Annotated in this window: 22 protein-coding genes; 8 read left to right on the plus strand and 14 right to left on the minus strand. The window is 46.5% G+C overall.

Annotation, left to right across the window (positions count from 1 at the left end; all coding sequences use genetic code 11):
* Nucleotides 1-26 precede the first annotated feature (26 nt).
* Nucleotides 27-251 carry a DUF1450 domain-containing protein gene (locus tag NSQ37_RS03450; protein WP_003151034.1) on the minus strand — a complete coding sequence of 75 codons (225 nt, stop codon included), beginning with the start codon at nucleotides 249-251 and terminating at the stop codon, nucleotides 27-29.
* Between the two features lie 202 nt (nucleotides 252-453).
* Here NSQ37_RS03450 and NSQ37_RS03455 point away from each other — a divergent pair, with 202 nt between their 5' ends.
* From NSQ37_RS03455 to NSQ37_RS03475, 5 genes are all read left to right on the plus strand, one after another.
* Nucleotides 454-1,227, plus strand: coding sequence for an RsfA family transcriptional regulator (locus NSQ37_RS03455; RefSeq protein ID WP_012118695.1), 774 nt, complete (start codon nucleotides 454-456; stop codon nucleotides 1,225-1,227).
* A 260-nt stretch (nucleotides 1,228-1,487) separates the two neighbouring features.
* A complete protein-coding gene (locus NSQ37_RS03460) occupies nucleotides 1,488-1,802 on the plus strand; it encodes a PadR family transcriptional regulator (protein ID WP_015418447.1) in 315 nt (104 codons plus the stop codon).
* Nucleotides 1,803-2,357, plus strand: a complete 555-nt coding sequence (locus tag NSQ37_RS03465; RefSeq protein ID WP_012118697.1) for an HAAS signaling domain-containing protein — start codon at nucleotides 1,803-1,805, stop codon at nucleotides 2,355-2,357. It begins immediately after the preceding gene.
* A 97-nt stretch (nucleotides 2,358-2,454) separates the two neighbouring features.
* Nucleotides 2,455-3,375: an ATP-binding cassette domain-containing protein gene (locus NSQ37_RS03470; RefSeq protein WP_020957981.1), complete on the plus strand. Its 921-nt coding sequence runs from the start codon at nucleotides 2,455-2,457 to the stop codon at nucleotides 3,373-3,375.
* The gene (locus tag NSQ37_RS03475; RefSeq protein ID WP_012118698.1) at nucleotides 3,372-4,325 is read left to right on the plus strand and encodes an ABC transporter permease; all 954 of its coding nucleotides are present in this window, start codon (nucleotides 3,372-3,374) and stop codon (nucleotides 4,323-4,325) included. Before NSQ37_RS03470 ends, NSQ37_RS03475 begins: the two co-directional genes overlap by 4 nt.
* Here NSQ37_RS03475 and NSQ37_RS03480 read toward each other — a convergent pair.
* The 6 genes from NSQ37_RS03480 to NSQ37_RS03505 all read right to left on the minus strand — a co-directional run bounded on the left by NSQ37_RS03480 (nucleotide 4,315) and on the right by NSQ37_RS03505 (nucleotide 9,034).
* Complete coding sequence (locus NSQ37_RS03480; protein ID WP_085341586.1) at nucleotides 4,315-5,151, minus strand: hypothetical protein; 837 nt, start codon at nucleotides 5,149-5,151, stop codon at nucleotides 4,315-4,317. The two genes, NSQ37_RS03475 and NSQ37_RS03480, sit on opposite strands and share 11 nt — an antisense overlap.
* Complete coding sequence (locus NSQ37_RS03485) at nucleotides 5,142-5,939, minus strand: hypothetical protein (RefSeq protein ID WP_025285431.1); 798 nt, start codon at nucleotides 5,937-5,939, stop codon at nucleotides 5,142-5,144. The genes NSQ37_RS03480 and NSQ37_RS03485 overlap by 10 nt, the downstream gene beginning before the upstream one ends.
* Complete coding sequence (locus tag NSQ37_RS03490) at nucleotides 5,908-6,831, minus strand: DUF6895 family protein (RefSeq protein WP_085341587.1); 924 nt, start codon at nucleotides 6,829-6,831, stop codon at nucleotides 5,908-5,910. Before NSQ37_RS03490 ends, NSQ37_RS03485 begins: the two co-directional genes overlap by 32 nt.
* A 48-nt stretch (nucleotides 6,832-6,879) precedes the next feature.
* Nucleotides 6,880-7,059, minus strand: a complete 180-nt coding sequence (locus NSQ37_RS03495; protein ID WP_003151018.1) for a hypothetical protein — start codon at nucleotides 7,057-7,059, stop codon at nucleotides 6,880-6,882.
* Between the two features lie 165 nt (nucleotides 7,060-7,224).
* Complete coding sequence (locus NSQ37_RS03500; protein ID WP_012118702.1) at nucleotides 7,225-8,088, minus strand: lipoate--protein ligase family protein; 864 nt, start codon at nucleotides 8,086-8,088, stop codon at nucleotides 7,225-7,227.
* 46 nt (nucleotides 8,089-8,134) lie between these two features.
* The gene (locus NSQ37_RS03505) at nucleotides 8,135-9,034 is read right to left on the minus strand and encodes a LysR family transcriptional regulator (RefSeq protein ID WP_341123225.1); all 900 of its coding nucleotides are present in this window, start codon (nucleotides 9,032-9,034) and stop codon (nucleotides 8,135-8,137) included.
* A gap of 115 nt (nucleotides 9,035-9,149) precedes the next feature.
* On the opposite strand from NSQ37_RS03505, the gene NSQ37_RS03510 reads away from it, so the two are divergent.
* Nucleotides 9,150-10,127 carry a YeiH family protein gene (locus NSQ37_RS03510; protein ID WP_253612741.1) on the plus strand — a complete coding sequence of 326 codons (978 nt, stop codon included), beginning with the start codon at nucleotides 9,150-9,152 and terminating at the stop codon, nucleotides 10,125-10,127.
* Nucleotides 10,128-10,164: 37 nt separating this feature from the next.
* On the opposite strand, the gene pta is transcribed toward NSQ37_RS03510, so the two are convergent.
* Nucleotides 10,165-11,136 (minus strand): phosphate acetyltransferase, encoded by a 972-nt coding sequence (gene pta / locus NSQ37_RS03515; protein ID WP_003151012.1) that lies wholly within the window; start codon nucleotides 11,134-11,136, stop codon nucleotides 10,165-10,167.
* 261 nt (nucleotides 11,137-11,397) lie between these two features.
* On the opposite strand from pta, the gene hemQ reads away from it, so the two are divergent.
* Both hemQ and NSQ37_RS03525 read left to right on the plus strand, forming a co-directional pair.
* Nucleotides 11,398-12,162 (plus strand): hydrogen peroxide-dependent heme synthase, encoded by a 765-nt coding sequence (gene hemQ / locus NSQ37_RS03520; protein ID WP_052827970.1) that lies wholly within the window; start codon nucleotides 11,398-11,400, stop codon nucleotides 12,160-12,162.
* A 119-nt stretch (nucleotides 12,163-12,281) separates the two neighbouring features.
* Nucleotides 12,282-13,061 (plus strand): SDR family oxidoreductase, encoded by a 780-nt coding sequence (locus NSQ37_RS03525; protein ID WP_007407669.1) that lies wholly within the window; start codon nucleotides 12,282-12,284, stop codon nucleotides 13,059-13,061.
* Nucleotides 13,062-13,077: 16 nt separating this feature from the next.
* Here the strand turns inward: NSQ37_RS03525 and NSQ37_RS03530 are convergent, their stop codons facing one another.
* From NSQ37_RS03530 to NSQ37_RS03555, 6 genes are read right to left on the minus strand one after another with little or no spacing between them, the layout of a single operon-like run.
* Nucleotides 13,078-14,277 (minus strand): pyridoxal phosphate-dependent aminotransferase, encoded by a 1,200-nt coding sequence (locus NSQ37_RS03530; RefSeq protein WP_021494772.1) that lies wholly within the window; start codon nucleotides 14,275-14,277, stop codon nucleotides 13,078-13,080.
* A 12-nt stretch (nucleotides 14,278-14,289) separates the two neighbouring features.
* Complete coding sequence (locus tag NSQ37_RS03535) at nucleotides 14,290-15,471, minus strand: MFS transporter (RefSeq protein ID WP_012118705.1); 1,182 nt, start codon at nucleotides 15,469-15,471, stop codon at nucleotides 14,290-14,292.
* Nucleotides 15,468-16,886: an ATP-grasp domain-containing protein gene (locus NSQ37_RS03540; RefSeq protein ID WP_007407672.1), complete on the minus strand. Its 1,419-nt coding sequence runs from the start codon at nucleotides 16,884-16,886 to the stop codon at nucleotides 15,468-15,470. The genes NSQ37_RS03535 and NSQ37_RS03540 overlap by 4 nt, the downstream gene beginning before the upstream one ends.
* 17 nt (nucleotides 16,887-16,903) lie before the next feature.
* Nucleotides 16,904-17,665, minus strand: a complete 762-nt coding sequence (bacC, locus tag NSQ37_RS03545) for a dihydroanticapsin 7-dehydrogenase (protein ID WP_007407673.1) — start codon at nucleotides 17,663-17,665, stop codon at nucleotides 16,904-16,906.
* Nucleotides 17,662-18,372 (minus strand): cupin domain-containing protein, encoded by a 711-nt coding sequence (locus tag NSQ37_RS03550; protein WP_060673865.1) that lies wholly within the window; start codon nucleotides 18,370-18,372, stop codon nucleotides 17,662-17,664. The genes bacC and NSQ37_RS03550 overlap by 4 nt, the downstream gene beginning before the upstream one ends.
* Nucleotides 18,362-18,976, minus strand: coding sequence for a bacilysin biosynthesis protein BacA (locus tag NSQ37_RS03555; protein WP_015418458.1), 615 nt, complete (start codon nucleotides 18,974-18,976; stop codon nucleotides 18,362-18,364). The genes NSQ37_RS03550 and NSQ37_RS03555 overlap by 11 nt, the downstream gene beginning before the upstream one ends.
* Nucleotides 18,977-19,079 lie beyond the last annotated feature (103 nt).

Genomic DNA, 19,079 nt, shown 5'->3' on the forward strand with positions numbered 1-19,079 from the left:
GGCGAGGCTGTCGTAAAAATACACATTTACTTTTTGATCTTCTTTTTCACTTTCTCAATCAGCTCGTCCTCAGTCGGCGCCGACAGCGGGCGGTTGTTTACGAAAGCAAACGATTTTTTGCGTCCGGGCCCGCAATATGACTGACATCCGACCTCCACTTTTGCATCCGGGTCAGCTTCTTTCAAACGCGGCAGCAAAGTCTTAATATTGGTGGCCTGGCAATCATCACACACTCGGAATTCATTAGCCATGATGTACGCTTCCCTTCATTCAATGTTCCTCTATGTTAAATCTTAATTTTAAAAACGAAAAAAATCACATCACATCTCATTGTACAAGGATTCATCTTATCCTGCAAGGCTCTGCGTATCTCTCATTCTTTCAGCCAATTTGTATAAATATTTTCCAATCTGGACATTCTAATACCATCAAAGATATTGGGGGTTGAGAACATTGACAAAACAAAGACAGGACGCCTGGTCGGAGGAAAATGACCTGCTGCTTGCGGAAACCGTGCTCCGGCACGTCCGGGAAGGAAGCACGCAGCTGAACGCCTTTGAAGAGGTAGGCGATAAATTAAACAGAACGTCGGCAGCGTGCGGATTCAGGTGGAATGCCGTCGTGCGCCATCAATACGAAAAAGCGCTTCAGCTTGCCAAAAAACAGCGGAAACAGCGGATGCGCGCGCTCGGAAACGGCCAGCCGGCCAAGAAGAAACTATTATATCAGCCGCCTGCGCCGGATGCGGACATCATGCAGGAAACCGCAGCCGAAGAGACGGTTCAAACGGAAGCGCCAAAAGAGGATCGGCAAGCCGTCATGTCCGGCGAACATATGCCTTATGTCGATGAAAGCTTCAAGGAAGAGTTAGCTAGTTTATCACATTTGCTGGCGCCTCAGCAGCCGAGCCAAAAGGCGGAGCTCACAATGGCAGACGTCATTCAATTTCTGCAGAGCTATGAAGGCAGCGGAAAGCAAACTTCCGCCCTGCAAATGGAAAATGACCGTTTAAAACGGGAAAACCAAGAACTTCAGTCTAAAACCGAGCAGCTGGAAGCGGCCGTCGAAAAGCTTGAAAAAGATCAAAAAACCATTCAGGAAGACTACGAAACCTTGGTAAAAATTATGAACAGAGCCAGAAAACTAGTTTTATTTGAAGACGACGAACATGCCTCTCCGTCCTTCAAAATGGACCGGAACGGCAATTTAGAAAAAATGGCCGAATAACTCAAAAAACCCCTTTCCTTGTCATGGAAAAAGGGGTTTTTGCCATTTGTCAATGACGCGCATCCTGATCTATATTAATGTAAACATTGTTCAGGGGCCTTCTTCCCGCAAGGGCTGCGCATCTCGGTCCCCGCCCGCACATAAGCATAAAGATTCAATTCCTCATCCCAAATGGTTCTTGGGAATTATTGATCGATTAGCTACTGTGCAATACACTGTATAGAGAATACAATTATTAGATATGATGGGAATGATAGTAAATGAGTAGCCAATTACGAAAAGGAGCGTTGGAACTTTGTGTGTTGTCCCTGCTTCTTTATGAAGATTTATATGGTTATGAATTAATCAAGATCATAAGTGAAACGTTCCCTGTATCGGAGGGCACCATCTACCCCATATTACGAAGACTCACAAAAAATAACTACCTAAAAACGTATACAGCAGCTTCCGATCAAGGCCCATCACGCAAATATTACAAAGTAACAGAAGAAGGCGCCTTATATCATCACACATTAAAATCGGAATGGCTTGACCTGTCCGAAAAAGTGAACAGCATCATTAAGGAGGGAAAATGAATGTGTAAAGACCAATATTTAAAACATCTCCGGCGGGAAATAAAAGATCTGCCGGAACTTGAGCAAAAAGAGATACTCGCCGATATCGGCGAAATATTCCAAATGGGCGGCGCTGAAGGAAAAAGCGATGAACAAATCGCGGGCAATTTAGGAAACCCCAAAACACTTGCGCGCGCCTTAAAAGCGGATATTTTCATCAGCGATGCCGAGGAGCAGAAAACATGGCGCTCGTTTTTCAAAGCATTCGGCCTGATGCTGGGGATGGGCATGTTCAACTTCATGTTTATGCTGACACCGTTTCTTTTTGCCTCTGTTGCGGTGTTAAGTTTGATGGCGATCGGCCTGATGCTGATGACCGGATCATTCTTTCTCCTCGTAAAAGTGCCGATTGTAACAGCCATTTTTAACGGATGTATGGTTCTTGGAGCGGGTATGGCGGTGTTTATGGCCGGATTTGATCTTTCGAAACTGATATTCCGCATCTTTTTGCGCTATTTCAAATGGAATGTCAGCGTTGTAAGGAGGGAAACCATTGAATCGAAAAATGTGGTATAGCATTGCTCTCATTTTAATCGCTGCCGGCCTGATCGGAAGCATGTTCTTCGGTTTTGACGGCTTTTACCCTAAATCATAAGGAAGGTGTGCAAATATCATGACTGAACCAGCCCTGATATTAAAAGATGTCTCTAAAACAATCAATCATACCCCTATTGTACAGTCAATTTCTTTCGATGTGAGAAAAGGCGAGATTTTCGGCCTTTTAGGGCCGAACGGCTCAGGAAAAACCACTATTTTCAGAATGATCGTACAGCTTATTAAAAAAACAGAAGGAGCCATTTCATTCAGAGGCAGACCGGACAGCGACTTTGAATATTTTATGAGACATATCGGGGTTATCATTGAAGGCCCGGATATGTATCCGAATATGACCGCTTTGCAAAACCTAAAATATTTTACTAAACTGCGCAGCACCTCGCTGCGAACGGATGACCTTATGAATACCCTTGCAAAAGTCGGGCTAGAGCAGGCTGCCCGCAAAAAAGTGAAACATTTCTCATTAGGTATGAAACAGCGCTTGGGGCTCGCTTATTCTCTTCTTCACAATCCCGGATTATTAATTCTGGATGAACCGATGAACGGCCTCGATCCTAAAGGAATGAAAGAATTGCGCACCATTCTTTCCGATTTAGCGAAGCAAGGGGTTTCCATTTTATTATCAAGCCATTTATTGTCGGAAATGGAGGAGATTTGCGATAGGGTTGCCTATATTAAAAAGGGACGGATTTTAGGAATTGAAGACATGAAGAACAGACATGACCTTGGTCAGAAAAAACTGTTTACCGTCACGGTCGATCATCCGGCAAGGGCGAAAGAAATATTAGAGCAGGACGGTATTCTTCAAGTACAGCAAAAAGACAGCCGCATCATTGAATTGGAAGCGGAAGAAGATACCATCCCGTATGTCATTAAATCTTTGGCAGAGAAAGAGATTCTGATTTCCCGCGTTTCTGCAAGAACTTTATCATTGGAAGAGAAATACATGATGATTACAGATCAGGAGGACGCGGTATGAGCATATTTCATCTGGCGCAGAACGAATTCATAAAAATAACCCGAAAAAAAGGCACACTTTTATCTCTTTTTTTCCTGTTTCTCATCGTTTTGCTGGCCGGCCTTATTATGAATCATGAGTTAGATGCTTCCTCGGATAACAATTGGAAAGAACGGCTTCTCGCCGAAAAAAAACAGGAAGAAATTGATAAACCCGCTGAAACGACAGGCGTTTATTATTCTGCTGATGTTAAGAATAAAGACTATTATTTGGAGCATAACATCAACCCTTATGAATGGAACGGCTGGAGGTTTTTCGGCACGGTTACTTCAAACGGGCTTGAGATTTTCGTCAGCTTGACCGCGATTTTAACCGTCAGCGGGGTTGTTTCTAAAGAGTTTGCCCTTGGAACGATTAAGTTTATCGCTACAAGCCCGAACCGAAGATGGCGGATTTTAACATCGAAATTTCTGGCCTCCCTTCTGTTTACCGGTATGATTTACTTATTTTACTGTGTGAGCTGTTTGCTGATCGGCGGCGTGTTATTCGGTTTTTCCAATGCTTCATATCCGCTCGTCTATACTCATTTAAATGACAGTCTGTATACCATCAGTTCAATCAAAGCATCCGGAATCATTCTGCTTTTGCGTTTCATATCAATTATAAGCATTGTCACCATTGCGTTCACTTTGTCAGTATTGTGCAAAAGCCAGGCGCTCTCCCTTTGCTTATCGATTTTACTGCTGTTTGCCGGCAGTATATTGGGCGGAACTGATTTGCTTGCCCAATTTACGTGGTATAAATTTACGCTCTTTCCGCATTTAAATCTCGTTGCTTATGTAAATAAAAGCGCGGGTGATGCGATTTCAACGTTAAACATCCCCTATTCCATGACGGTTATAGCGATCTACTTTCTTATTTGTTTATTGATTTCTTTTTCCGTCTTTCAAAAGAGAGACATTACAGCATAGACAGAGAGGCGGCGGCATAATGAGCGGACGGCAGGAAATACTGCCGGTCCAGCAATTTGCCGCTGGCCGCCCCTTGGTCCATCGCTAATGGATTCAAATAACCGAAGCTCCCGCTGCTTCGCTGCTGAAAGTGTAGAAATTCCCGCCCTTCCCGTATAAAAAGCGCCTCATCGAATTGGAGAAATTTCATAATGGCAGTGTATTTTGCAACGGCGTCAATGTGATACTTTCTGCACTCGGCTAACATTAAACCTGAAAAAGCAAAGTCTGATGTTTTGTACCATTCCGTGAGAAAAGGCTGCAATTCATTCATTTGCAAATAAGTGACGGCATAAAGGGCATCCGCCTGTTCTTGCTGGATGCTGCCCGGCGCCATGAGCAAATCGGCCTCACGTTTCATCCCGGTTTCTAAGAACACGATCAGTTCTTCCGGAGTCACCGCCCCAAAATAAGCCCCTAACACCATGAGGATCATAGAGGAGGACTCTGATTTCAGTTCCTCTTGTAAACCGCGGGCCATTTGTTCAAGTCCGTTATGAAAAAAGATGCTTTTTGCGGCATCTATCCTGCGGTACACATGATACGCATACGCGAACAGGACCGGATGGCATTCGTGTGTTTTTTCTCCGAAATAACAGTCTAGGAATAGAATAACTTCTTCTGTATCCTTTCTGCTTTCAACATGATGACATGCCGCTAAACCGCAAAACAGGTGCATGAGATCATCTGCTTCCATTTCTTCCGGCTGCAGCTGAATGTTCTTCCAAAAACCCAGCAGCCATTCTTCTGTTTTTTTTATATTAAAATGTTCCTTGACTATCTGCATGTTCCACACTCCAGATTCAGAATCTCAATCGCCGGCAGAAGAGCCGGCGCACAATGAATGGATGGATTCTCGTTATTTATTTGATGAAGAGCCGCTTGACAGCCATAAAAAAATGGATCGATACACGATTGGATAAATAACATATTGCACAGCTGTTTCATTTTTCGGCTGCCGAGACAAAACACAAGCCATTTTTGAATGGACACTTTCAAGCCGGGATGAAGCAGATGCTCTCCCTCATTCAAATGAAGAAGACAGTACTCGACAAACTCCAGCTCGTTTTCAGCTGTTCTTTTCCATGCGTCATGGAGCAAAGGCTGAAACATCGAATTCTTGTAAAAGCGCACTTTTTCATGGTCAGTTGACATTCCCAGCTCGCTCAGCAAACCGACGAATTCGGCGTATTTAAAATAAGGCCATTCTTTTTTTATAAGATAGCCGTTTTGCAATCCGTGACGTATGACCTGATCATCCGAATCCATTCCCTGCTTCTTTTTATAAGCTTTTGCCGTTAAATAGATATGAATCAACTCATTGACAATGGCCGTGTTACAGTGAAACAGATCTTCCCAGCATGACTTATCAACGAAAGCGGAGGCAATCCTTTCAGTATGTTCTTTTACAGCGGAAGAATGGCTCGTCTTCCTGTAGTACTTGCAGAAGCCGGCAAACAGCTGAATGCTCTTTTGATCCGGAAGCGATTGTTCAGCAAAAGATAATAAAAATTGGTCTGTCTCTTCAGCTAATCTATTCAAGTTAATCGTTCCTTTCTGCTCTAAGACAGGCATGCGCGGCACCAGCGGCGACAAGTGTTGTATGATAGCAATGTTTGAACACATCTTCTCTTCGCTGTTCACCTGTCAAACCGGGTTTATGTTGATAGGTGATGCTCGGGACATTCCCCTCTTTCATTCGGCCCTGATAGATTTTATTCCAGGCTGCTTCATAGAGCGGTTTATGGTTGTCCTTATCCATGTTGATATGTAAAAAAGAGCTGCACATCAATAATTCACTGGTAATATCTAAATTCTCAAGACAGATATAGATCCCGAGAAATTTCAGGACCTTTTCTTTTAACGACGGCAGATGATACTCTTTATCCGTAAGCGAAGAACATCCCATGTCTGTTATATAAAAAATCGTATGAGTGATGCTGTACGCATCATGATCCGTCATATATGTATTTGGGATATCCTGACCAGCTGCTGTGTAGTGATATAAGTCAGAAAAATCCGTTATTTCCGAGGTTACGCCTGCTCTTTGCAGACTGTACTTCAGATCCATTTTCCGAAAGGGAACTTTAGCAAGGCTGCAATCAAAACGCGCTGCCGTGAATTTTTCCAGCTCCCATATCACCGAAGCCCGTGACGGATGATCAGTCAAGGTAAGAAATTCACCCGCAATAGCCAATCCGGCGAGACCGTCCGGATCAAAATGAATAAATTCTTCAAGCTGATCATTACGGAGCCTTTCTGTAATAAACTCCGTTAAAACAGCAACTTCCTTATCATCTGCCTGATTTCTGATCAGGTAATTGGTAAGAAAAATGAGTTCTATAAATGTTTTAAGGCGCCACCTGAAATCATTTGCTACTTTATGATTCATATCGAAATAATGGATATTTTTAACAATCCATGACAGTGCTCCCCGCTTAATTTCTGTTATATACTCTTGTGTCAAACTCTCACCGCCTCGTCTCAGATGTGTAGGCTCCAAACAGTGATTATCCTACTTTTGAGCGGCTAAATCAGAGAAATTCAAATTCGGGTTTTGATTGTCTTCTTGGCTCGGCACTACAAGCACCCAGCCGCTCCAAGCGAAAGAATTGCCTGATTGTTCCGCATCTCCGGCTAACAAATGTGTCGGGATCGTGATTCTTTTTTCTTCTTTTATTTTTTTAAAGTTCATATCTCCATCTCCTTTAGTTTATAGAATTATTTGGAACCTACATAAATATATTAATCAAATAAGGTATATAATGTAAACTAGTTTTGATATAACGATTCTTTTTCACTATAACTAAATAGTATATAATTACCAAAAAAAAAAAAAAAAAAAAAAAAAAGCCCGGACTTAGTCCAAGCTTTCCTGCGTGCCGAACACCTTCTCATTCCGTTCCAGCATTCGGGTCAGATTTTTTTCAAATACCATTTCCTCTTCCGGCGATAATCCGGCTGCATACAGGCGTCCGCTGAGTTCCTTCAGTTCAGTCAAAAGCGCCAGCATTAAGTCTTGCACGGTAATGTCCGTTCGCAGCAATTCGCTTAATGAAGCCATCGTTTCGGGCCGGATATCGGGATATACGCCTTTTGTATCGTTGCTTTTGTCTTTTAAAGCGGCTTGATAGAAACGTCTGATCAGATCGGCGCGTTCGCTTCCGCTTTTATCGGCGCAGAGGTAAATCTGAACCGCGGTTCCGCCCCGCAGGCGTCTTTGTGAAATTCCCGCGAATTTTCGGCCGCCGATGCTGAGATCATAGCTGCCCGGACAGTACGATCCTTTAATTTCATATGCTTCAATTTCGGCATGGTGCGGACGCAGCATCCGCCGCACCAGCTCTGTCATCGCCTCGTAGCCTCTGTCGATGTCGATGCCTTTTTTCTCGTCTTCAAAAATAAGCGAGATATTCAATACGCCTTCGTCCAGTACGACGGCGAGGCCTCCGGAATTGCGGACAATGACACGGTAGCCTTCGTCCTCCAGCAATTTCACGCCGTCCTCTAAAAACGGCAGGCGCGTGTCCTGAATGCCGAGCACGATCGTCCGGTGGTGCACCCAAGAGCGTGCTGTCGCAGGCGATTCCCCTTTGCCTACGGAGGCGCACAGCGTATCATCCATTGCGAATGACTGCTTCGCATCAAAATAAGGGCCGAGGCTGGATTGGTCAATGATTCTCCAGCTCGGCTGCATCAGTAAATCAATCGGTTGCTTTCCCATCTATTTTAAATCCCTTTCGTCATAGGCTTTCCATGCATTTATTATATCACTCCGCTTGTGATGATTGAAATTGGCTGTTCAATAGAGTGATGAAGATTTCTTTGTTTTTTGTGTTCTCCATAATGGAAGATTGGATGATAGACAGTTTCCGTTTTAAGGAGAATCCTTTTATCTCAAGCACGGAAATGCTGCCGTGAAGCAGATCCTTTTGCAGCACGCTTTTTGACAGAACGGAAAGACCCATTCCGCTGATCACGGCTTCTTTGACGCCCTGGTTGCTGCTGATCGTCATCATGGATTTCGGCCGCAGTCCGTTTGATTGAAGAACGTGGTCTAAATATTCCCTCGTTCCCGAACCCTTCTCCCTCGTCACCCATGCTTGATTTTGCAATTCGGCAGCCGGGATGTTTTTTCTGCCGGCGAGCGGGTGTCCGTTCGGTGCGGCAATGCACAATTCATCCTCCATAAACGGCTGAATGTCCAGCTCGTTTTTCCCCGTATGCCCTTCAATTAATCCGATATCGGCTTGAAGCATCCGAACCGCTTCGCTGACCTCCTCCGTGTTTCCGATCATGACGTCCAGGTTCAGCTCGGGATACTCGTTATGAAGCTTTGCGAGAAGCGGCGGCAGAATATATTCGCCGATGGTAAAGCTCGCGGCGATTTTGAGCTTCCCTTTGACATAATGATGATGGGCGTAAATTTCGGATTTCGCCTGTTCGTACAAAAAGACCATCTGCTTGGCGCGCTGATAGAGAATGTCCCCCGTCGGCGTAGTCGTAAAGTGCTTCGGAGAGCGGTTCAGCAAAGCGGTTTGAAATTCTTTCTCCAGGTTTTTAATGTGAAGACTGACGCTCGGCTGAGAAATCATCAGCTTCTGCGCCGCCTTTGTAAAGTTTTTTTCTTCCACGACGGCAATGAATGTTTTCAGTTCCCCATAATACAAAAAGCATCGCCCCTAATTATTATTTTTCCTAATCGTTTAGATCATATAAATATATTTTACTAATGATTAAGACCGCAGTAAAGTGGACTTATCAAGATAATGGGAAGTGACTGAGATGAAGATGGTAAAAGGTGTTTCAGTTACCGCAGGAATTGCGTTTGCGGCTTTCTATGTCAGCCGCCTGCCGTTTTTTCATATGTTCGGAATGCTTGTCCTTGCAATGCTGATCGGCATGCTCTGGCGCGCCGTATTCGGACAGCGGGCGGCATTAGAGCCGGGGATCGCGTTCTCAGGCAAATACTTGCTGAAAGCAGGCATCATCCTGCTTGGCATGAGACTGAATCTGGCGGATATCTATCATGCGGGCTGGCACGTATTTGCAATTGCCGTCTGCTGTATGATGTTTGCGGGTGCCGTTGTATACGGACTGTCCCGGCTGTTCCGTATAGATCAGACACTCAGCACGCTGACAGCCTGCGGCACAGCGATCTGCGGGGCGGCTGCCATTGCCGCGATCGCGCCGCAGATCAGATCAAATGAAAATGCAGCCGCCATCAGCGCGGCCGCCGTTTCGTTATTAGGAACCGTTTTTACTGTTGTATATTCTCTTGCTTATCATGGATTGGGCTTTTCTCCTGCGGCTTACGGAGCCTTTTGCGGGGCAACGCTTCACGAGGTGGCGCATGCGGCGGCGGCCGGCAGCGCCGGAGGAAAAGCAGCCGTCGAGATGGCGGTGATCGTCAAACTGACCCGGGTCGCGCTGCTCGTCCCGGCCGCATTCATGCTCGGAATGCGGGCTCGCCGCAGCGGAAAGTCAAAGACGGCTTCTGCCGCTTCGCTCCCCATCCCTTGGTTTATCTTCGGATTTCTCGGAATGAGCGCCATCCATACATCAGGCGTTATTTCAGCCTCGTTTTCCGCGTTTCTTGTTCAAGTGTCTTATGTTTTAATCGGCATGGCGATGGCGGGTCTCGGTTTGAAAGTCCATATATCGGCGTTTCGTCATAACGGCTGGCGGGCGCTCGCAGCAGGCTTGATCGGTTCTCTCTGTTTGTCCCTGTTCGGCTGGGCCGCAGTGACGTTTTTTCTATAAAAAAAAGCCGGCCCTCGTAAAGGCCGGCTTTTGCGGATTACAGCGCTTGAGCAGCCGTAATTAACGCAAGATTGTAGACGTCTTCCGCATTACATCCTCTGGAAAGATCGTTTACAGGCATATTTAATCCTTGCAGAATCGGTCCGACCGCTTCAAAGCCGCCTAAGCGCTGAGCGATTTTGTAACCGATGTTTCCTGCTTCAAGGCTTGGGAATACAAATACATTCGCGTCTCCTTTAATGTCGGAGTCCGGCGCTTTTTTCTCCGCGACAGACGGCACAAATGCAGCGTCGAATTGGAATTCGCCGTCAAGCGTAAGCTCAGGCGCTTTTTCCTTCGCAATTTTCACGGCTTCAGCCACTTTGTCCGTCTCGTCTGATTTCGCCGATCCTTTTGTAGAGAAGCTGAGCATGGCAACGCGCGGGTCAATGTCAAACATTTGAGCCGTATTGGCGCTTTCAATGGCGATTTCGGCAAGGTCCTGGCTGTCAGGAGCAATGTTGATCGCGCAATCAGCGAACACATACTGCTCGTCACCGCGGGCCATGATGAAGACGCCTGATGTTTTTTTCACGCCTTCTTTTGTTTTGATGATTTGCAGTGCAGGGCGCACCGTATCAGCAGTAGAATGTGCAGCTCCGCTGACAAGTCCGTCTGCGAGACCTTTGTACACAAGCATCGTGCCGAAATAGTTTTCGTCCAGCAAAGCTTTGCGGGCCTGTTCTTCCGTCGCTTTGCCTTTGCGGCGTTCTACGAAAGCCTGAACGAGTTCTTCCATGCCTTCATATGTATGCGGGTCAAAAATGTCCACGCCGTCAAGCGTAAGATTTAATTCTTTCGCTTTTGCTTGAATGTCTTCTTTATTGCCGACTACGATCGGCTTTAATACCTTGTTGCCCGCCAAGTTGTTGACCGCAACCAGGATACGTTCGTCCAACCCTTCAGGAAATACGATTTTCACATCTTTTCCTGCGACTTTTTCTTGTACTTTTGTAAATAAATCTGCCACGATATACCCTCCTCTATGTTGACAAAAAACGCTTACTTTTACAGCATACTCTTCTTCCAGCTAAATTCAAATAACCAACTTCTATTATAGCGCTTTCAAAAAGAAATCTTATTTTTCTAACTAATTTAATTGACCGTTTGTTCACGGCATAGTTTCTGACACAAGGCTTCGGATTATTCAAGGTTTCTCCACAGCCGAAACGGTTAAACTGTGATATAGTGAAGGCATCAATGTAATGAAAAGATATAGGAGTGAAGATACATGAGTGAGCAGCAAAAAACGAACGAAGCCGCCCAAACGCTTGACGGCTGGTACGCGCTTCACGATTTCCGCACAATGGACTGGGCGTCATGGAAGATGTTATCCAGCGATGAGCGCCTGTCGATTATTCACGAATTTACGGGACTGCTTGAAAAATGGGGCGTCGCCCAAAAAGAAGGCAAAGGCTCGCAAACCATCTACAGCATCGTCGGACAGAAAGCTGATTTTATGCTGATGATTCTTCGCCCGACAATGGAAGAGCTGAACGAAATCGAGCTTGAATTTAACAAATCAAAGCTTGCTGAATTCACAATCCCGGCTTATTCTTACGTGTCCGTGGTTGAACTGAGCAACTACCTCGCAAGCGGAGAAGGCGATCCGTATGAAAATCCGCATGTCCGCGCCCGCCTGTATCCTGAGCTGCCCGAAGCGAAATACGTCTGCTTCTATCCGATGGATAAAAGAAGAAGCGGCAATGACAACTGGTACATGCTTTCTATGGATGAACGCAGAAACCTGATGAGAAGCCACGGCTTGATCGGACGGAGCTATGCCGGCAAAGTCAAACAGATTATCACGGGATCTGTCGGTTTTGACGATTACGAATGGGGCGTCACGCTCTTCAGCGATGATGTGCTTCAGTTCAAAAAACTTGTTTACGAAATGCGCTTTGATGAAGTCAGCGCGCGCTACGGCGAATTTGGTTCATTTTTTGTCGGAAACCGCTTGTCTCTCGACACGCTTCCGAAGTTTTTGCACGTGTAACACCCACCCGCCTGTCCGGCGGGTTTTTCCTTTGTCAGAATTTAAATAAAATTTGCTATTTTTATCATTTTTTTTTACGATGTAAAGGAGATTCCATTTTGGTAAAGGGGTGCAGACAGTTGTCAAAACGAACCGCGTTTATTATGGGAGCCAGTCAGGGGATCGGCAAAGCGATCGCTCTGAAACTGGCGGACAATGGCTTTCATACCGTCATTAATTCACGAGTTCCCGAAAATATCGAATCGGTAAAAGAAGAGATCCTCGCCAAACATCCGGATGCGGGCGTCACCGTTCTGGCCGGGGATATGTCGGACCAGAAGACAAGAGCCGGCATTTTTGAAGAGATCAGATCACAATGCGGACGGCTTGATGTATTGATCAACAACATTCCGGGCGGCTCGCCGGATACCTTTGAAAACTGCGATATAGAGGATATGACAAATACCTTTACGAATAAAACGATCGCCTATATCGACTCTATGAAAACGGCCGCAGCAATCATGAAACAGCACGAATTCGGCAGAATCATTAATATCGTCGGAAACCTATGGAAAGAACCCGGCGCCAATATGTTTACCAACAGCATGATGAACGCCGCTTTAATTAATGCCAGCAAAAACATCGCCATTCAGCTTGCGCCTTTTCACATTACTGTCAACTGTCTGAATCCCGGGTTTATCGCCACAGACCGTTATCACCAATTCGTGAAGAATGTCATGAAGCAAAACGGCATTTCTAAAGCGGAAGCGGAAGAACGGATTGCCTCAGGCGTCCCGATGAAGCGTGTCGGAACTGCGGAAGAAACCGCGGCGCTGGCTGCCTTTCTTGCCTCTGAAGAAGCCTCCTATATTACCGGACAGCAAGTGTCAGCCGACGGCGGCAGCATGAAAAGCATATAATAAAAACATCCCGCTCTCAGCGGGATGTTTCTTGTAATGAAGGAAAGGACAAACCAAGCTTTTGAATCCGCAGCACGAATTCCCTTAAATCGCCCTGCTTGGCCACCATTGATATCCTGACATAACGCTTTCCGCCGCTGCCGAAAATCTCTCCGGGCGTCACGACAACATGGGCATGCTCCAGCAGATAGTCCGAAAACTGGTGTGAAGACTCGAATTCATTCGGAATTTCAGCCCATACATAAAAAGTCCCTTTCGGTTTTTCAATGCTCCAGCCTAATTCCTTTTCACATAACGCCGTGAAAAAGTCAATCCGTTCTTTATATGTGCGCTTCAGACGCTCGGTATGCTCAGGATTTCCTGACAGCGCCGCCGCTGCCGCCTGCTGAAGACCGCCGAACATGCCGACGAAGACGTGATCCTGAAACTCATTGACCGCCTGAATGATTTTCTCATTCCCCACGGCAAATGCCATTCTCCAGCCTGCCATATTGAAGGTTTTCGAAAATGAATAAAGCTCCGCGCCGACCGTTTTCGCTTCTTTCGCCTGAAGAAAGCTGGCCGGATTCTGATCAAATTCGAACGCGCCGTATGCAAAATCGTGAATAAGGTGGATGTCATGTTTTTTTGCAAACGCTGCCGCTTTTTCATAAAACGCCTGATCCGCAGTCGCGCCCGTCGGGTTATTCGGGTAATTCAAAAACATCAGCTTGGCTTTTTTCAGGACGGCAGGATCAATCCGCTCAAAATCCGGCAAATAGCCGTTTTCCGGATGAAGCGGCATCTCATGCAGCTCCGCTCTGGCCATTGTAATGCCCGATAAATACTCAGGGTAGCCGGGGTTCGGGACTAAGGCGATATCGCCGGGATTCAGCAGGCATTGCGTCAAAACGTACAAACCAGCTTTCCCTCCGCCGAACAGCGCGACTTCTGTCTCCGGATTGACCGATACCCCGTACTCTCTCTCATAAAATTCCGCGATGGCTTCTTTCAGAAACGGATAGCCTCTGAACGGGCCGTATCCGTGATACGAAGGATTCAGCGCAGCCTCCCGCAATGTTTCAACGATATGCGGCGGTGTGGGGAGATCGGGATTCCCCTGCCCGAGGTTAATGATCTGGGCTCCCGTTTTCTCCATCTCTTTTACCTTTTGAAAAACGAGCGAAAATTCCTGTTTCGGAAGTGTCTTGATGACGTCGGACGGTATGATTTCCATCTGAAAGGCTCCTTATAAATGAATTTGCTCTGATTCGTTATTCCGTTCTGAAAAGGATTTATTGACCAGTTTTGTATGCAGAAACAGCCCGCTGACCAAAAGGACGATAAACGCCATGATGACTGCCGCGTCTACAATGTTGATCAGCATGGAACCGACGGCGATGCACAATCCGATGGAGGCCTCCGCCACCGAAAAAATCCGGCCCTGAATCTGGTTCGCCGCGTTCTCCTGAACTTTGACCTTCGCCAGCACCTCACCGTATTCCATTGCGATAAAGAAAAGAATGGCGGCAATGACTGACACGGCGAAAATCGGGGTAAACAAAAACAGCGCAAGCGAGACGATCGATAACACTGTAAAATACATCAGCCCTTTATTGTTGTTAAAGCCCCATTTGCTGACAAGACCGGCGCCGATAAAGCCGCCGAAGCCGATACAGAACGTCAGGATGAAATTTCCGATTTCCCCGTCGCCTAAAAAGCGGCTGACAATCGGGAAATAGCTGTAGACGACACCCCACAAAAGCGCCATCGTAATCATCGTGAACATGGCGTTTAACACAAAAGCATTTGTTTTGATTTCCTTCAGGCCTTCTTTAAACGACTGAAAAGCTTCTCTCACGTTTTCTGACTGAATCGGCACGTATTGAAGCTTAATGCGGCTGATGAAAAACGCGGAGACAAGATAGGTCACCCCGTTAAAGGCGACGGCAAGCTCCACAGAACCGCCTAACAGAAAAAGTCCGCCGGCTGCAGCGCCGACAATAATCGAAATCGTCGTGGCTTTTGCAAACAAAGTGTTGATATTTTTAATATCCGCTTCTAAAGACGACATGACCGCGAGACGTGCCGGGTTAAAAAACACGCCGCTTCCGTAAGAAACAAACAGCAGCGCCAGAAAAAGCAGCGGATATTCGCCTTTCGGGAGAAATGTCAGCCCCAAAAAGATGACACCTCTGATCACATCCGTCCACAGCATGATTTTCACCCTGTCGAGCCGGTCCACGAGCACGCCTAAAAACGGCTGAAACACCATCGGAATACTGCGGACCGCGATGACGCCGGACGTCACCCAGTAGTCGTGATAGTATGTAGACAAAATGAGCAGAGCCGGGAGAACGCAATAGTCTCCCATAAACGAAAGTGCCTGCCCGAAAAGCAAATACTTAGAGTTCGGTTTCAGCTGTTTCATACCGGTAACGCATACTTTGCAGTCAGCTTCGCCTGCTGCTGAATTTGTTTGATTGATTCGGCCACGTCGCCCGAATTGCTTCCTTTCAGCTCGAACGCCGCAATGCTGTTGAACGCTTCGAACAGCCGCAGATCCACGGATGTACCCGCCTCGGCCGCCGAGAAAGAAACGATTTCGGTGTCTCCCTTTAAGACGCCGTCGGGAATGTCAATGCTTTCAATGACGAAATCGACAGCCGTCTCAGGCAGCTGGCCGTTTTCTTTGAAATGCTGAGGATACAAGTGGCAGTCGGCGACATAGCATGGCTCCTGCTCCAATAATCCTTTCGGCAGATCGGCTTCTTTTCCGAAACAGAGAACATCCAATAACAGCTGCGCCATATCGACGCCGAAGACCTTTTTAATATTCGGAATCATGTTCCAGCCCGCAAATCGTGCCGCTGATTCAATCAGTCCGGCTTCCCGGTTTTTCATTAATTTAATCTCTGTATGTGTTGCGCAGTTTTCGAGGCCGAGTCCTTCATTCGCCTTTTTGGCTGCTTCGACGATTTTCCGCTTCGCGTCATCATCCAGGATGGACGGCGTAATATGCGATGTCTCCGTGAATCCGATTTGCGGTGTTTTATCATGAATTGCGACAGGGAAGTATTCTCCGTCGGCCATGATGCCTTCTATGCTGATATAGTCGGAATAACCGCTTGTTTCGTACCAGTCGTCATACTCGCCCTGCAAAAATTCTTCCGCGATAAACGGCGCTTCAAACGTGACCGCTTTCGGTACGTTAATCGACTTCAGGTATTCATTGACTCTGTTAAATTCGGCTTCTGCCGTTTCCCTCTCTTTGATGAGCGTCACGCCGATGGAGCTCGCCAGATATGTAGGCTTCAGAATGAGCGGCGTTCCGATTTCCTGAAGCGCGGCGCGGAAATCTTCCAGCGTCGTCACCCGTTTGTTTTTGATGGATTTGACGCCGGCCCGGTTGAAGGCGGCTCTCATTTTGTTTTTATCTCTGGCATTTTCAGCGGCCTGTACGCCCGCTCCCCGCAGGCCGAGACGTTCACACGCTTTTGCCATCGGAGCGATAAACAGTTCATTGTTGGTCGTAATGGCGTCAACCGCGAACATGCCGGCCACCTTGACGATTTCTTCGACTACTTCTTCCTCAGGTTTGTCATGATCTTCATGAGCCCAGTAAATCGAATCGGGATGCTCAAAATCAGCCAGACTCTTAAAATAGTCTTTATCTTTTATGACCGCTACCGAGTATTTTTCAATTAATGCCGCATGAGAGGCTGTAATTGCAAAAGGTCTCGGGATAAAGCTGACGAGGTTGTATTTTTCGGCTGCGCTTTTGTAAAACATATGCGGCGGGCATCCCCCAAGGTCAGCGATAACCAATACTGTTTTTCTCTCCATATGTAAACACTCCTTCTCTATTGTGCGGTGTATCCACCGTCTGCGGTGATCGCGCTTCCGGTCATATAGCTTGATAAATCCGACGCGAGAAACAGCATGACGTTCGCTATTTCTTCAGGCTTGCCGAGTCTCAGCAGCGGATTGACTTTCGCTTTTTCTTTTTTGATTTCTTCAAGCGTGCCTTCGTTGTTTTCAAGGAACGACTTTTCATTCAAAGGTGTGTCAATGATTCCCGGGCACACGCAATTGACGCGGATGTTGTGTTTGGCGTAATCGACGGCCATCGAACGCGTCAGCTGCAATACGCCGCCTTTAGAGGCGTTATATGCGGGAATGTCGGGCCATGCAACGACTCCTCCGACGGAGCACGTGTTAATGATGTTGCCCTTGCCGCTTTTGAGCATATACTTGAGCGCGTGCTTGCTCATAAGAAACATGCCCGTCAGATTGACGTTGAGCACCTTGTTCCAATCGCTCAGCTCCATCTCATGAATCGGCGCGACAATTTCGATGCCGGCGTTATTGATTAACACGTCCAATCCGCCGAACTTGTCCGCCGCTGACCGGATGGCGTTTTGACATGCCGGCTCATCTGTAATATCCGTCTGCACAAAATGCAGCCTGTCATTGTTTTCTTTCCTGATCATCGCTTCTCCCTGCGCCTCATCAATATCCGCGACGACCACATTCGCCTGCTGATTCAGAAACGCCTGAACCGCGGCATAACCGATGCCTGATGCGCCCCCTGTGATGAGGACGGTTTTATCCGTCAGGTTCATGACTCTTTCGCCTCTAATTTTTTCGCTTTTGCTCTGTTATAGCGCGGAGGGAAAAAGATATTGACTGATTTTGAATCTTTTTCAAATCTGTTGATGGCGCCGTGATCTTCTCTCGGATCGCAGAAATAAGCTGTGCCGAATGTCATATCCACTTTGCAGCCTTCAATGGTCATATCATAGCCGCCGCCGATGCAGATGCCGATCTGTTCATTGCGGTGTTTATGGAACGGCATTTCTCCCCCGTTGCCCGGAATGTTGGCAAGCATGATTTCCACCCAGTCTTCCACGAAGAACGTGACTTCCATACCGGGCATTAAGTCTCTCGTTTTAAAAATATTCAAAAAATAATCCTCAGGGCTTGTGTAGGTTTCACCGGCTTTCAGGCGTTTAATATCAATGGCGATCACTTCTTGATCCGTCTCATTTCTTGCGCCGTGAGGCACATTAGGAGGCGCGATATAGGCTGATTCCAGCGCTGTCATCTTTCTTGTGACATCTCCGACAGTCATGGACAGCTCGCCGGAAACGACAAGGCCGATTTGGACTTCCTTATGCTGATGCGGTTCCACGTTTGTATGCGGCGGAACGTAAGAAAGCAGAACTTCCGTATCTCCTCTGACGGACGAATATTGTCTTACTCCGTTATCCCATTCTATTAATTTAGGCGTCGGGAAATAAAGTTCCTGCAAATCTTGTTCAGTTTTCATCATGAATCTCTCCTTTTCCGAATAATGACCAGCTCATGGGAATGCTTTTAAATGTTTTGACAAAGTGAAGGCCGTACTTTTGTCTGGCCAGCTCATTTGTCAGCGCGATGTCGGACAAACCGTCCTTCACTCTTTTCGCGGCTGCGCTCGTTGAGTTCACCAGATCAAACGTGACATCTTTACGGGTAAAATACTTAATCAAATTGATAGGAGACGGGTGGGATACGATGACAGTCTGATCAAGCATGTCATCCGTATATTCAAAACCGGGCCGGACAGCCAGGCCGTACATCGGGGTGTCGCACCTGAAAATTTGCAGAAGCTGCAGATCCGGTCTCATGTAGAAGTGCTTAATGCCGTCATACGCGTGAGGCACAATTGTGTATTCCAGCGGACTTTGAAGCGTTTTTTCAATGCACGATTCAAATGTATCATGCAGTGATAATTTACTGTTCACCCCTTGGAGAAGGGTAAAATTGGTGATGAAGTTTTTTGCTGCGTACTCACTGCTTGTCCCTTCAGGACCGAGCGTGTTGATCGTAATCAGTTTAGATATTGAATAAGCCTTGCTTTTCGTTTGAATGCTATTATCCAATATAATCATGAGCACCAACCAATCTGTTAAATTTTAAGTAAATATTATCCATAGACGTTCAAGCTGTCAATATTATTTGAAAATATTGATAATTATTCCTATATATTAGAAA

The sequence above is a fragment of the Bacillus sp. FSL P4-0334 genome (genome assembly GCF_038004825.1).
Classification (GTDB): Bacteria; Bacillota; Bacilli; order Bacillales; family Bacillaceae; genus Bacillus; species Bacillus velezensis.